Source organism: Caballeronia catudaia, from assembly GCF_001544755.2.
GTDB classification, from domain to species: domain Bacteria; phylum Pseudomonadota; class Gammaproteobacteria; order Burkholderiales; family Burkholderiaceae; genus Caballeronia; species Caballeronia catudaia.
In genome coordinates, this window is sequence record NZ_FCOF02000060.1 from 1 (window position 1) to 11554 (window position 11554).

Genomic DNA, 11554 nt, shown 5'->3' on the forward strand with positions numbered 1-11554 from the left:
CGCGGCCGGCTGTTCAGGCTGTCGGCGATGGCATCGAGCTCGTCCTGAGTGTAGACCGAGAGGTCGGTGCCCTTAGGTAAGTACTGTCGCAGCAATCCGTTGGTGTTTTCGCAGGTCCCGCGTTGCCAGGGACTGTGCGGGTCGCAGAAGTACACGCTTACGCCGGTGGCGGCGGCGAGTTCTTGATGCCGCGTGAGTTCCTTGCCCTGGTCGTACGTAAAGCTCTGGCGCAGGGGTTCGGGAATCGAATTGAGTTTGGCCGAGAAGCCCGCCAGAGCAGAGGCGGCGGTTGCGTCCTGCATCTTGGCAAGCAGCACCAGGCGGCTGGTGCGCTCGACGAGCACGCCAACAGAGGATTGATTTCCGGCGCCCTTGATAAAGTCGCCTTCCCAATGACCGGGCAGCAGGCGGTCTTCGATTTCGGGCGGGCGCACGTGGATACTGACCATGTCGGGAATCTGCCCGCGTCGGTCTGTACCGCGCGTGCGGGACATACGGGTGCTGTGGCCGTGGCGCAGGCAGGCAATCAACTGGCGGCGCAATTCGCCGCGCGGCTGAGCGTAGATAGCCGTGTAGATGGTTTCATGCGATACGTGCTGGGTCGGATCGGTCGGATACATGCGCCTAAGTGTGCCCGATATCTGCTGGGGCGACCACTTCCACTCGAGCAGGGTGAGCACGACTCGCCAGCAAACGCTTTGCGGGCAAAGCTTGGCGGGGCGGCGACCAGCGCTACGGCGGGAGGCGCACAGCGCTTGAGCAGGCACTGATGCGTAGCCAGCAGGAGAACTGTTCCGTGTCAGTTCACGGCTCACGGTGGACGGCGAGCGCCCGAGCATTCGGGCCATGGCCCGAATGCTCACATCCTGCAGTCGTAGGCTTGCGATGGCGAGGCGTTCTTCAGGTTGAAGGTGCTGGTATGAAGTAGTTTTGTCGGGCATTGCAACACCTTATACGAGATAGGTGTTGCACCTCGCTTTTGAGGCCGCCCCCCAAAACAATCATGTGCGTCTAATCAGCAAGCTTGACAAAACTTGACGAGCCAATTCCTCGTATCTGTTTGCCCGATCAGTTAGTTTGTTGCTTCTACTAATGACTACATCAAGGGACAAAAAAATGACAGCATCTGGCAAAAAGACCTACCTGCTTGCCTCGATCGGCTCACGTACCGAACGCGGCGGGTTCGTGTCCAAAGCTTCGGGCGCAGCCGAGATACTTGGATTGCGCGTCGCCTTGGTCGGAGACATCGTCCGCTACTCGGATGGTAGCGAGGCCGTCATCACGGACGGCGCAGGGTATGCGCTGACAAACGGGGTTGTGCCTTACGCGCTGGTCGGTAGCAGCCTGAGCAACGGTGATCGCATCGTCAAGTCGCTTATGGAGGAACACGGTATCCACGTCGAAGAAGGCGAAGTCATTGAGGGCCTGTTCGATCCATCTTATGTCGTGCCGCCTCAGCCCCAGGGCTTTAGACTCGCGATGCGCGGCTCGACCACGGCGCGCGGCGGCGTGCTTCATGAAACGTCAGGTTGGTGGGACATCGATGGCTTGGGGCACGCTGCCGAGATCGGCGACGTCATCCATTACCCAGACGGCTCGACGGCACGAATCGTCACAGGCCTTGCGCTCAAGACCGGCTCAATGTTCAAACCGCTGGGCTATGTCGGCAGCCTCCTCGACAACGGCGATGTCATCACAGACAGCCCGGAACGCAAAGGTGTCGCGTGCTCGGGGACCTTCGAAGCGGTAGCAGACACGACGACCGCCTGACCGAAGGACATGATCCAATGTTTAAGCGCGCATTTTTGGCCCAAGGGGATCGTGCAGACAGGGCCGTCATTACGCAGGGCCTCAAGAACGTTACATGTTCGAATCCGCCGCCGCGCGTTCATATCGCCACGCTTGGCATGAGCACATACTGTTCGGCATGTAAGCAAACCGGCTACATCGCGCCGCGCGGGCGACGGCATCCCGGAACCGGGCCTAACGGAAGGCAGTGGGCGCTTAGCGGAGACGTGAATATCTGCGGGTGCAGTCCGCCTCCGGTGTTCTATGCCGAGCGCCGTATGTGGCAGAGCTTCACGTCTGAGGGCGGCACACATGTCGAACGGCGGAGTGGCCCGAGCAGTTCGTCAGCGGCTAAGGAACTGTCCTATGACGAGCTAGTCGTTCTGCGCGACGAGGGAGGAAACCCCGTCGCGGGTCTTCGCTACAAGCTCATTGTGGACGACGGGCGAGTCTTCGAAGGCGTCACGGATTCGCAGGGTGCGACGCAACGTGTGTATGCGGATAGCCGGATAGGTATTGTTGTCGAGCTTATGGTGTAGTGCGATGGGACAGTTCTTTTCAGCAGTAGAAGGTGATCGACTCACCGGGAGCATGGACAGTTACGTAATGGCTGGGAGCAGCACCAGCTTTATCAAAGACGACAAGGGACGCCTTCGTCGCATGTCGATGATTGGCGATAACGCGTATTGCGGGGTATGCAAAACGGTTGGACGCATCATCCGCGGAGCGCCTTGTGACTTCGGCGCTCGCTTGTACGAAGGCGGTCTGTTTCAGGCGGTCGGCAGCGACCGTGTGGTATGCAACTGCGACACCAAACCGGCGATCATCGCCGCCTATGGGACGGATTGGATCGTCTTCGATACACCCAACTCGCCGCGAACCTCATCGGTCGCACAAAACCTTGCGTCAGCCTCAGCGCCATCGCCCGCGCAAAGCTACGACGAACTGATTGTCTTGCAGGATGAGAGAGGCAACCCGATCGCGGGTCTGCGATACCGCATCACGACTGAGGCGGGCGACATCTACGAAGGCGTCTCGAACGCCAAGGGTGAAACCACGCGTGTCTCTTCGAACAAACCGATTTACATGGACATTGAACTGGTCGTCTAAAGATGGCTGATCCCTACGTTGATTACATTAGCAACCGTCGCACGACTACGAACCCTAATCCAGATAGCAGACATCATGTAACCGTCGATATTCGCTATATCCGATTGCCTGAGGACACCCACGGTTGGGTGGATGTGCGTCTGGAATCAACAGGTGAGAGAAAAAGCCTTTGCGAATACACAAAGGTCGCACTGGTTAAAGATGAAGGTGACCGGACATACTTCCAAGTACTGGACGGGGGTATCGCAAAGGGTAAGGTTGTATCGATGAACAGCAAGGCAGCGAAAGAATACCTGCAAAAAACACCCAGCACGAAATCGACCGAAACTCTTAGAGTACGGTATGGCCGCATGAGCGAGGAGAACTCGCCTTTTAAGGGGCGTCGTCTTCAGCAGTGGGCCACACTGACGGTTGGTGGTCAGGACATCACTGTAACGCTCAATAGCGCCTGGGATAGCACCTTCACCCCCATCCCACCAGGCACTTATCGAATCATGGCGCCTGACTACTCTCACGCCAAAACATCTACTGAAGGCTATCGCAACACATATCCCGGAAAGATAAAGGCGAATGATGTTTGGTTTCCTATAGAGTTACAGAGCGGAGCGGGTAACTCGTCGCGATACGTTCATATCGGGCACTTGTCGGATGGCTGCGTGACGGTTTATGACATCGATCGGTGGAACACGGTCTATAACTTCCTGATTTCGCATCGGCTCCCTAATACCGATGGAAAGTATGTAGCTCTATTAGAGGTGACTAAGTGAAACGACTGGCAATTCTCAGCCTGTCTTGTCTGTTGTCGATAGCCTCAGCGGACAGCGCAGCAGACGTTCGGACAATGCCTAGTGCTGCATCGGCCGTTACCGCAGAGCCGCCGCTTGCATGCGGCGATTACCTTAAAGAGATTGGTCATGCGCGTCCCGATGTGACGTTCATCGGCTGCAAGTCTGTCGTTTCGGACGAACCTAAAATGCCGGGCTTCGAGGCGACTTACCGTGTCCAAGGGAAGGACATCGAGAAGGTCGATGCGTGGCTGGCCACCTGGGCAGAGTGGGAGAACCTTCGGTTCTCGTGCTGCCAGTGGGACGCGCCACGGGGCTACTACAAAGACAAGCGCGGATCGCACTTCGAGGTCAACATGTTCGCGGAAGCATACATCGACGGTCATATGGTGAATCAGAAGAGAGACTTCGCGAAGATACCCTATGCAACTTTGACGGTCTCGCATTATCTTGATATACCCTGACGCAGTGACCGACAGCAAGCCGAAGCAACAGTTGATCGTGACTTTAGAAGGAGCAAACCCTTACTCGAGGGATGCATCTTTGTCGCAGGTTCGCTGCTGTTGGTCTGCGCTACGCACTGCGCTATATCACCCGGTGAGCAAGGGGACAACCCTGCGGAGGTCGCATCCGAAGGGATCGGACCGATCCCGCGCGGAGAATACTTTCTTGTGGACGCCAGTCAGGGGGGAATCTTGGAGGCCTGCGCGACAGCATTGCGCCAAGGATCGGGTCAACCGACCATCGAAAGTGGTTCACGCTTTGGAATCCAAAAACCGGAGATATCACGAACATAAACGGCGTGATGCGCCGCAATTTTCGGCTACACCCGGTAGGAGAACGAGAGCTTAGCGAAGGTTGCATCACACTCGTGAATCCTGCCGAGTTCGAATTGTTGCAACGATTCATCAGGAGGTCGCCGCCACTGATCTCCGTGCCGGGGTCTTCCCTCAAGGCATATGGGACGGTGGAGGTAAGATGAATTGCGCAATAGGTGCCGCGAGGACTACCGCGATGTTCCTTACGTCATTCGCGTTCGGCCTGGCGATGACACGTTTTGTCGTTAGCAGATCAGGCATGATGCCCTATTGGATGGAGATATCCGTGCGCTCGACATTGGGTGCTTCCGGCATTGACGATCTCGCGCCCGAAGATGTTATCGATGCGAGCATACTCGGAAGCCTTCTTCTGCATTGGATCGTCGCGATTCTGATCATGCTCGTTACCGCCCGGGTCATGCGCAAGATCACACAGCGTACGTTGCTCTTTTTGGGTCTGACATGGCTCACCTTCGTCGGCGGTTACCTGCTTGCCCATTGGATAATCGATGGGGTAATCGGTCGCGTTCAATTCAAAGAGGCCCCCGATGATTTCGAACCGCTGTATTTGCCGGCTTCGCTTGTGACGTGCTGGATAGTCTTGTTTGCGGTTTCTCTCGCTGCGTTGCTTTGCATGCGTCGACTTCGTGAGGGTTCGCAAGATAGGGCAGCATAGTGCGAACGTGCGCGTCATGGCGGGGCGGTACGTTTCGAATCTCGTGGCGCTCGAAGTGGTGTCGGCGCCGAGGTGAATCGCGAGAGGAGAAGGAAGCGCAGTTGTTCCCTCTCCTGTCGCCGATGTTGCCTTACGCCTTCACGCCGTGCAGCAGGCTGCCGATGGCGTCGATCGACTTCGTGACGTTCGTCAGGTCGACCTTCGTGTACTGCGATGCGTCGACCTGAGTCACCGGCGCGACGTTGATCTGCGGGCTGGCGAACGAGAAGCCGGTAATCGAGTTCGCGTTGATGCCGTTGTTCTGGAAGATGCTCGCGCCGCCGACGATGGCGCCCATTTCAGCGCGGCCGAGTTCTTTGCTGACTGCCAGGTTTTCGATCTTCAACATGATGTTTCTCCTGATGACTTGAATGAATGATTGAGGGCTCAGAGCTTCACGCCTTCGAGCAGGCTGCCGACCGTCGTGAGCGACTTGGTGATGTTCGTCACGTCGACATCGGTGTGCTGCGAGGCATCGACTTGCGTCACGGGCGCGACATTGGTCTGCGGGCTGGCGAACGAGAAGCCGCCGTTGACATTGGCGTTGACGCCGTTGTTCTGGAAGATGCTCGTGCCGCCGGCGATTGCGCCCATTTCCGCACGGTCGAGTTCTTTGCTGACTGCGAGGGTTTTGATCTTCAACATGATGTTTCTCCTGAATGGTCTGACTGGATGGATGAATCGGTGATCAGAGGGCCACGCCGCCGAGCAGGCTGCCGACCGAAGCCAGCGACTTGGTGATGTTCTTCACGTCGACGTTCGTCGTCGTCGAAGCGTCGACTTGCGTCACCGGAGCGATGTTGGTCTGCGGGCTCGCGAACGAGAAGCCGCCGTTGACGTTGGCGTTGATGCCGTTGTTCTGGAAGATGCTCGTGCCGCCGACGATGGCGCCCATTTCTGCACGGCCGAGTTCTTTGCTGACTGCGAGGTTTTCGATCTTCAACATGATGAGTCTCCTGAGTGTGGTTTGACTGGATGGATGAATCGTTGATCAGAGGGCCACGCCGCCGAGCAGGCTGCCGACCGAAGCCAGCGACTTGGTGATGTTCTTCACGTCGACGTCGAGGTGTTGCGAAGCATCGACTTGCGTCACCGGAGCGACATTGGTTTGCGGGCTCGCGAACGAGAAGCCGCCGTTGACGTTGGCGTTGATGCCGTTGTTCTGGAAGATGCTCGTGCCGCCGACGATGGCGCCCATTTCTGCACGGCCGAGTTCTTTGCTAACGGCGAGGTTTTCGATCTTCAACATGATGAGTCTCCTGAGTGGTTTGGCTGGATGGATCATTCAGTGATCAGACGGCCACGCCGCCGAGCAGGCTGCCGACCGAAGCCAGCGACTTGGTGATGTTCTTCACGTCGACGTCGAGGTGTTGCGAGGCATCGACTTGCGTCACGGGAGCGACATTGGTCTGCGGGCTGGCGAACGAGAAGCCGCCGTTGATGTTGGCGTTGACGCCGTTGTTCTGGAAGATGCTCGCGCCGCCGACGATGGCGCCCATTTCGGCGCGGTCGAGTTCTTTGCTAACGGCGAGGTTTTCGATCTTCAGCATGATGTAGCTCCTGGGTGTCGGGTCGGTTGGATGAGCACCAATCGTTGCGCTCGCAGCTACATATGCGAGGGCTGTGCCAGGAGCGGCTGGAAGATCTATTCGGTTAATCCAACTCGTTGAATCGAAGAGGAATTTTCGGATGCCTGCGCGATGCCCGGGCGATTGCGCGAATCGCCGGGGGATCGCTTCGTTGGCTGGCGGAAGACGGAATGCGGGAACGTGTCGGTGCGCGACAGACAGGCTACAGAATCGCCATCGATTCGGTCATGTTCTGGCGCATGTAGTCGAGGAAGCGCTCTGGAACAGCATCGTTTGTTCGTGGGCGAGCTGCTCGCGGCATCGGCATCCTAGCGCGCGATAGCGTCGATGATATCGGCGTGGTCGCGTCCGGGCTTCGTCGTCGACGGCGAACTCACCGTGTAGTCGAAACGCAGATGCAGCAGGCGCTGCCCTTCGCCAAGCAGCCGCTCGTAATAGCCGATGAAGTACGCGTTGTTCGCCGCATGCGCGATCGCCATGTGCAAGCCCTTGTAGGTGTCGTCGGCCTTGCGGATGCGCGCGAGATCGCTTTCCGTCCGATAGAGCGCCGCGAGGCGCGTGACCGCGCGCTGAATGAGGTCCAGCGCGGAAATGTACTTCGGGAATTCCTCGATCTCGAACGGCGTGACGAGCGTCGTGCGGTTCGGAAGAATGGTCACGAGGCCTTCAGCTTTCGGGCGGAACATCGGCGAAGATCGCGGGTTCCAGAAAGTAGCCCTTGTCCAGATGCGCGGCACAAGCCTGTGTATCTAATGCGTGCAGCGATGTAGCACCGTAGGGGTTCAAAAAAACGGCTCTCAACTAGGCGATTGCCCTTAGAAGCGTTGCGTGGGAATTTTCGAACTGGCCGAACTTCGATTCGCGCGTTGCGCGCGATGGCCGATGGAACTGACGAAGCGTCAGAAGAGAAGGGGAGAAGGCAGCACCGTTGTGCCCTCTCCCTTCGCGGGCGCTGCTTACAGCTTCACACCACCGAGCAGGCTGCCGACTGCGTCGAGCGACTTCGTGATGGTCTTCACGTCGACGTCCGTCTGCGTCGAAGCGTCGACCTGCGTCACCGGAGCGATGTTGGTTTGCGGGCTGGCGAACGAGAAGCCGCCGTTGTAGTTGGCGTTGACGCCGTTGTTCTGGAAGATGCTCGAGCCGCCGACGATGGCGCCCATTTCTTCACGGTCGAGTTCTTTCGCGACGGCCAGGTTGTCGATCTTCAACATGATGAATCTCCTAAGTGGTTGGGTTGGGGTGAGCACCAATCGTTGCGCTCGCAGCTACCTATGCGAGGGCCGTGCCAAGCGCCTATGGAAGATCCGTTCGGTTAATCCAGTGTCTTGATGGAAAAGCGATTTTCGCGCAACGCGTGCGAATTGCGATCGATTCGGATGATGCCGCGCCGAGATAGTGTGTCGGCTGTCGAATGACAGCACGCGGAAGATAGTCGGTTGATGCAAGACACGTGGGCCCAAAATAATCGCGGACTGCATCGCGCTTTTACGCACGAGCAGTCCGCGATCGTTTTTTCTTGTCGGACTTCGCCGGTCTCCTTCACATCTGCTGCGACACGCCCAGAGGCGGAACCGTCTCCCTGACGGGCACGCTTCCCGGGTGCAGATCCTTGATGAACGTCTCGGACAGCGCCATGACGCTCGCGAATGCTCGCGTGTCGTAGACCGCATGATCGACATCCATGCAAACCGCGGCCTTTACTTTCGTCAGACGCGAGAGCTTTTTGCCGTGCCTGCCGAAATGCGCGTTGAGCAGTTCGAGACCTTCGTCGCCCGCGCCGTACACGAGAAGCGTGCGAACGCCTTTGCGCTCGAGCGCGTGAACGACTTCGTGCGGATGCACGGGCGTTTTCTCGGCGGCGTTGCCGGGTTTGCCGCGCGACACGCCCGCCACTTGCGAATGCAGACGCGCCGCGGCATGAGACACGAAAGCCTTGACGATCGGCTTCAGACCGCGTTTGCCGCTCAGCACCAGCCACCACTTCTCCGGCTTGAGGATGGCCGGGCCGAGACGGGCCATCGTGTTGCGTCTGCGGGCCCTGAGCTCCTGCAAGGTCAGTCTTTCCGGAATGTAGAAGCCTTGCAGGTTCACCGCGATGACGGCTCCGATGGCCGGCTCGACCAGCGATGCGCGCACCGCGCTATACGCGCCCGAACAGATGCCGAACATGACGACCGTGTCGTAGCCCTTGCGCTTGAGCCAGGCGGCCGCGGTCGCGACATCCTCGATCGTGGTCTGTGCATGAATCGACACCGTCGCTTCGAGCGTGCCATCCGGCGAGCGCGCGGGGCTGTCGCCGATGCCGCGCGCATCGAGGCGCAACGACGCAATGCCGCGCCGCGCCATGTCGCGCGCGATCCGCACGGAAAGGCGGCTGTCGCCGTGATGCACGGTGCCCGCCGTATTCGTGATGACGATGACCGGACCGCCCGCGAGCCGGCCGCGCGGCTCGCACAAGATGCCGAAGAGGCCCGCCGCGCCGAAGATCACCGGCCGCTCGATGGCTTCCGGCGTTTCGATGATCGCGTCGTCGCTCATGTTCGGCCGCGTGGCCTTTCTGGTCCGGACGTGCGCGAGATCGCCGCCACGGCTTTCGCTCGCGCTTTCCGCGATCCATTGCGCGGCTCGCTCGAGCGTCTTGCGGGGCAGTATCGACGACGCCGTCTCCTGCATGAAGTCGAAGTAGTCGTCGAACGTATCCGCGTGGACTTCGACATTGCGATCGCGCAGCGCAGTGAGTAGCGCCTGGCTCGCGCCGGGCAACGGATCGGCGACGAACGCGCGTCGCGGCATCGCGGACTGACGGCTCATGGCCTTGCCGAGATCGAAGCCGTTCAGGCGATTGCGGAACGCATCGCTATAGACCTGCCCGAGCACGTGAAAAGGCGAATCGATCTGCGCGGCCCGCACGACGACGGGCACATTCTCGACCCACGTCTTGCGCATTGCCGTGAGCTCGCGCAGATAGCGGCGTCCATTCATCACGGGCGCAAGCAAGGCAAGCGAATCCACCAGTGGATGATTCGATGCGAGCGCTGCAAGCGTTGCGCCAAGACGCACGCCGCATAACGTCACCGTGAATACGTCCGTTCGTTTGCGCAGACACTCGACAGCCGCGCCGATATCCGCGACGAAGCCGTCGAGCCGATCGCCTTCGTGATCGATGCCGACAGAATCGCCCGTTGCGAGATAGTCGAAACGCAAGACTGGAATATTGTGCCGGGACAATTCTTCGGCCAGATAACGCATGGCCTTGTGGCCCCACGCCTCTTCATGTCCGAATGCATTGCACAGTACGACGCCGTGCTTTCCTTCGCCGGCATGAAGCCAGCCGAAGCGTCCACCAAAGACGATTGGCGTCATGAGTTGCCTCCGCGCTCCCGGCCATCGAGAGGCGCAGCGACGCTTGTGCAAAAAGCGTTCCTGGCAAACTCGTCTTTCCCTGAGCGGCTGATATTGATTTTTGTGTCGCGCATTTTCTTGAGCTTCTGGTTGCACGTTTCGCCAGATTAAACCTCTTATCCATTTTCCGTATCGGTGCGGTGGCGAACAAAATACGGAGCGGCTGTTGTTTCAGGTAGACGGATATCGATTTAAGGGTTTGCTTGAATGCGAGTTAATCGCATGTCCGTTTTAATTCGGCATCCAAATGAAATGGCAGCGACGACGCCGGTGAACGGATTGAAAACCGCGTTTCTCATTATGGGTTGCAGCCGTTCGGCAAGCTTCATCGCGTCCTTACGTCTGGCAAACGTTTGCCAGGCGAATCTGAAAACGGACGCTGAACCAATTCATTGATGTAATGTCTTTGTAAGGCATAACCTGGAGCGACCTGGATCGCTCCGACAACGATCGATCATCAAGAACGGTAAAGGAGCCTCCATGACAACACCTGTTTTCGAGTCAGTCCATCTGGACGATGTCTTGCTCGAACCAGATCCGATCGATCCGGCATGGATCCTCGAAGGCAATCCTGTCGCACGCAGCGGCCGATGGTCCCAAAGCCTCGACACCACGACAACGTCATGGGTCTGGGACTGCACGGCTGGCCGCTTCAACTGGTATTTCCACGAAGACGAAACGATCTACGTGATCGAAGGCGAAGTGATCATCACGGCCGAAGGCCAGGAACCGTGCACGCTGCGCGCCGGCCACGCCGCGCTCTTCTACGCCGGCACGCGCTCGGAATGGTGCGTCCCGCGCTATGTACGCAAGCACGCCATCCTGCGTCCGCATATGTCGAAGCCGGTGCTGTTCGCGTTGAAGGTGAGCCGCAAGTTCAGCAGCAAGCCGGCGGGCCATCTCTCGCGCTCTACGCTCTGACTCGCCGAAGCGCAATCGGCATGGGCTCATGATCGCGGCGGAATGCGCCGCCACGTGATCGCCACCGCGAGAAAGAAGGCCACATAGGCGAGCGTGAACACCCAGACCGGGAAGTCGAAATACAGGAATGCGCTGACCCAGCGCTGTACGAAGCCTTGCGCGCCGGACGCTCGGGCGCGCAGCCGATCTTCCATGACGGTGAGCGGGCAAGGAATGTCGACGACTGCGAGCATCGCGACGATACCGATCGCGCCGATATGCATCGTCCGAAACGCGCGGTTCCGAACCCACGTTCGTCGTAACGCCGCGCCGGTCCATATCGCGATCAAACCGCCGACGATGAAAAGCACGATCAGCGCGTGCAGCACGAGAATCGTATTGGCGAGCCAGATCATGTGGCTTTGCCAGCAGGTTTACCGCGCC

Annotated in this window: 17 protein-coding genes; 7 read left to right on the top strand and 10 right to left on the bottom strand. The window is 58.7% G+C overall.

Translation table 11 applies throughout. The annotated features are described in order from the left end of the window. The coding region (locus tag AWB75_RS32890; protein ID WP_061128190.1) for an IS30 family transposase at positions 1 to 941 on the bottom strand (941 nt) is incomplete at its 3' end. Between the two features lie 175 nt (positions 942 to 1116). Between AWB75_RS32890 and AWB75_RS32895 the strand changes: the two genes are divergently transcribed. From AWB75_RS32895 to AWB75_RS32925, 6 genes are all read left to right on the top strand, one after another. Further along, on the top strand, positions 1117 to 1770 hold the full coding sequence (locus AWB75_RS32895) for a PAAR domain-containing protein (protein WP_235012362.1): 654 nt from the start codon (positions 1117 to 1119) through the stop codon (positions 1768 to 1770). A gap of 561 nt (positions 1771 to 2331) precedes the next feature. Beyond that, on the top strand, positions 2332 to 2898 hold the full coding sequence (locus tag AWB75_RS32905) for a PAAR domain-containing protein (RefSeq protein WP_143746595.1): 567 nt from the start codon (positions 2332 to 2334) through the stop codon (positions 2896 to 2898). 2 nt (positions 2899 to 2900) lie between these two features. Continuing rightward, complete coding sequence (locus tag AWB75_RS37450; protein WP_143746598.1) at positions 2901 to 3665, top strand: hypothetical protein; 765 nt, start codon at positions 2901 to 2903, stop codon at positions 3663 to 3665. After that, positions 3662 to 4147, top strand: coding sequence for a DUF4952 domain-containing protein (locus AWB75_RS32915; protein ID WP_143746600.1), 486 nt, complete (start codon positions 3662 to 3664; stop codon positions 4145 to 4147). The genes AWB75_RS37450 and AWB75_RS32915 overlap by 4 nt, the downstream gene beginning before the upstream one ends. 197 nt (positions 4148 to 4344) lie before the next feature. Further along, positions 4345 to 4665 carry a tlde1 domain-containing protein gene (locus AWB75_RS39590; protein ID WP_407642193.1) on the top strand — a complete coding sequence of 107 codons (321 nt, stop codon included), beginning with the start codon at positions 4345 to 4347 and terminating at the stop codon, positions 4663 to 4665. 32 nt (positions 4666 to 4697) lie between these two features. Next, positions 4698 to 5177, top strand: coding sequence for a hypothetical protein (locus tag AWB75_RS32925; RefSeq protein WP_061128166.1), 480 nt, complete (start codon positions 4698 to 4700; stop codon positions 5175 to 5177). A gap of 130 nt (positions 5178 to 5307) precedes the next feature. On the opposite strand, the gene AWB75_RS32930 is transcribed toward AWB75_RS32925, so the two are convergent. From AWB75_RS32930 to AWB75_RS32965, 8 genes are all read right to left on the bottom strand, one after another. Next, the gene (locus AWB75_RS32930; RefSeq protein WP_061128167.1) at positions 5308 to 5565 is read right to left on the bottom strand and encodes a hypothetical protein; all 258 of its coding nucleotides are present in this window, start codon (positions 5563 to 5565) and stop codon (positions 5308 to 5310) included. 38 nt (positions 5566 to 5603) lie between these two features. Beyond that, positions 5604 to 5861: a hypothetical protein gene (locus AWB75_RS32935; RefSeq protein ID WP_061128168.1), complete on the bottom strand. Its 258-nt coding sequence runs from the start codon at positions 5859 to 5861 to the stop codon at positions 5604 to 5606. Positions 5862 to 5904: 43 nt separating this feature from the next. Then, positions 5905 to 6162 carry a hypothetical protein gene (locus tag AWB75_RS32940; RefSeq protein ID WP_061128169.1) on the bottom strand — a complete coding sequence of 86 codons (258 nt, stop codon included), beginning with the start codon at positions 6160 to 6162 and terminating at the stop codon, positions 5905 to 5907. A 45-nt stretch (positions 6163 to 6207) separates the two neighbouring features. Further along, complete coding sequence (locus AWB75_RS32945; protein WP_061128170.1) at positions 6208 to 6465, bottom strand: hypothetical protein; 258 nt, start codon at positions 6463 to 6465, stop codon at positions 6208 to 6210. A 43-nt stretch (positions 6466 to 6508) separates the two neighbouring features. Continuing rightward, complete coding sequence (locus AWB75_RS32950; RefSeq protein WP_061128171.1) at positions 6509 to 6766, bottom strand: hypothetical protein; 258 nt, start codon at positions 6764 to 6766, stop codon at positions 6509 to 6511. A 347-nt stretch (positions 6767 to 7113) separates the two neighbouring features. After that, positions 7114 to 7464, bottom strand: a complete 351-nt coding sequence (locus AWB75_RS38950; protein ID WP_235012363.1) for a GntR family transcriptional regulator — start codon at positions 7462 to 7464, stop codon at positions 7114 to 7116. A 297-nt stretch (positions 7465 to 7761) separates the two neighbouring features. Continuing rightward, positions 7762 to 8019: a hypothetical protein gene (locus AWB75_RS32960; protein ID WP_061128172.1), complete on the bottom strand. Its 258-nt coding sequence runs from the start codon at positions 8017 to 8019 to the stop codon at positions 7762 to 7764. A 328-nt stretch (positions 8020 to 8347) separates the two neighbouring features. After that, on the bottom strand, positions 8348 to 10171 hold the full coding sequence (locus AWB75_RS32965) for a serine aminopeptidase domain-containing protein (RefSeq protein ID WP_061128173.1): 1824 nt from the start codon (positions 10169 to 10171) through the stop codon (positions 8348 to 8350). Positions 10172 to 10690: 519 nt separating this feature from the next. Between AWB75_RS32965 and AWB75_RS32970 the strand changes: the two genes are divergently transcribed. Continuing rightward, a complete protein-coding gene (locus AWB75_RS32970) occupies positions 10691 to 11131 on the top strand; it encodes a cupin domain-containing protein (protein ID WP_061128174.1) in 441 nt (146 codons plus the stop codon). A 26-nt stretch (positions 11132 to 11157) separates the two neighbouring features. Here AWB75_RS32970 and AWB75_RS32975 read toward each other — a convergent pair whose 3' ends face one another. Continuing rightward, positions 11158 to 11526 carry a DUF2784 domain-containing protein gene (locus AWB75_RS32975; protein WP_061128175.1) on the bottom strand — a complete coding sequence of 123 codons (369 nt, stop codon included), beginning with the start codon at positions 11524 to 11526 and terminating at the stop codon, positions 11158 to 11160. Positions 11527 to 11554: the final 28 nt, after the last annotated feature.

Coding starts and splice junctions, on each gene's coding strand:
- AWB75_RS32925 (WP_061128166.1), top strand. CDS start 4,698: ATGTTCCTTACGTCATTCGCGTTCGGCCTGGCGATGACACGTTTTGTC.
- AWB75_RS32970 (WP_061128174.1), top strand. CDS start 10,691: ATGACAACACCTGTTTTCGAGTCAGTCCATCTGGACGATGTCTTGCTC.
- AWB75_RS32940 (WP_061128169.1), bottom strand. CDS start 6,162: ATGTTGAAGATCGAAAACCTCGCAGTCAGCAAAGAACTCGGCCGTGCA.
- AWB75_RS37450 (WP_143746598.1), top strand. CDS start 2,901: ATGGCTGATCCCTACGTTGATTACATTAGCAACCGTCGCACGACTACG.
- AWB75_RS32975 (WP_061128175.1), bottom strand. CDS start 11,526: ATGATCTGGCTCGCCAATACGATTCTCGTGCTGCACGCGCTGATCGTG.
- AWB75_RS32945 (WP_061128170.1), bottom strand. CDS start 6,465: ATGTTGAAGATCGAAAACCTCGCCGTTAGCAAAGAACTCGGCCGTGCA.
- AWB75_RS32930 (WP_061128167.1), bottom strand. CDS start 5,565: ATGTTGAAGATCGAAAACCTGGCAGTCAGCAAAGAACTCGGCCGCGCT.
- AWB75_RS32960 (WP_061128172.1), bottom strand. CDS start 8,019: ATGTTGAAGATCGACAACCTGGCCGTCGCGAAAGAACTCGACCGTGAA.
- AWB75_RS32935 (WP_061128168.1), bottom strand. CDS start 5,861: ATGTTGAAGATCAAAACCCTCGCAGTCAGCAAAGAACTCGACCGTGCG.
- AWB75_RS32950 (WP_061128171.1), bottom strand. CDS start 6,766: ATGCTGAAGATCGAAAACCTCGCCGTTAGCAAAGAACTCGACCGCGCC.
- AWB75_RS32965 (WP_061128173.1), bottom strand. CDS start 10,171: ATGACGCCAATCGTCTTTGGTGGACGCTTCGGCTGGCTTCATGCCGGC.
- AWB75_RS32905 (WP_143746595.1), top strand. CDS start 2,332: ATGGGACAGTTCTTTTCAGCAGTAGAAGGTGATCGACTCACCGGGAGC.
- AWB75_RS32895 (WP_235012362.1), top strand. CDS start 1,117: ATGACAGCATCTGGCAAAAAGACCTACCTGCTTGCCTCGATCGGCTCA.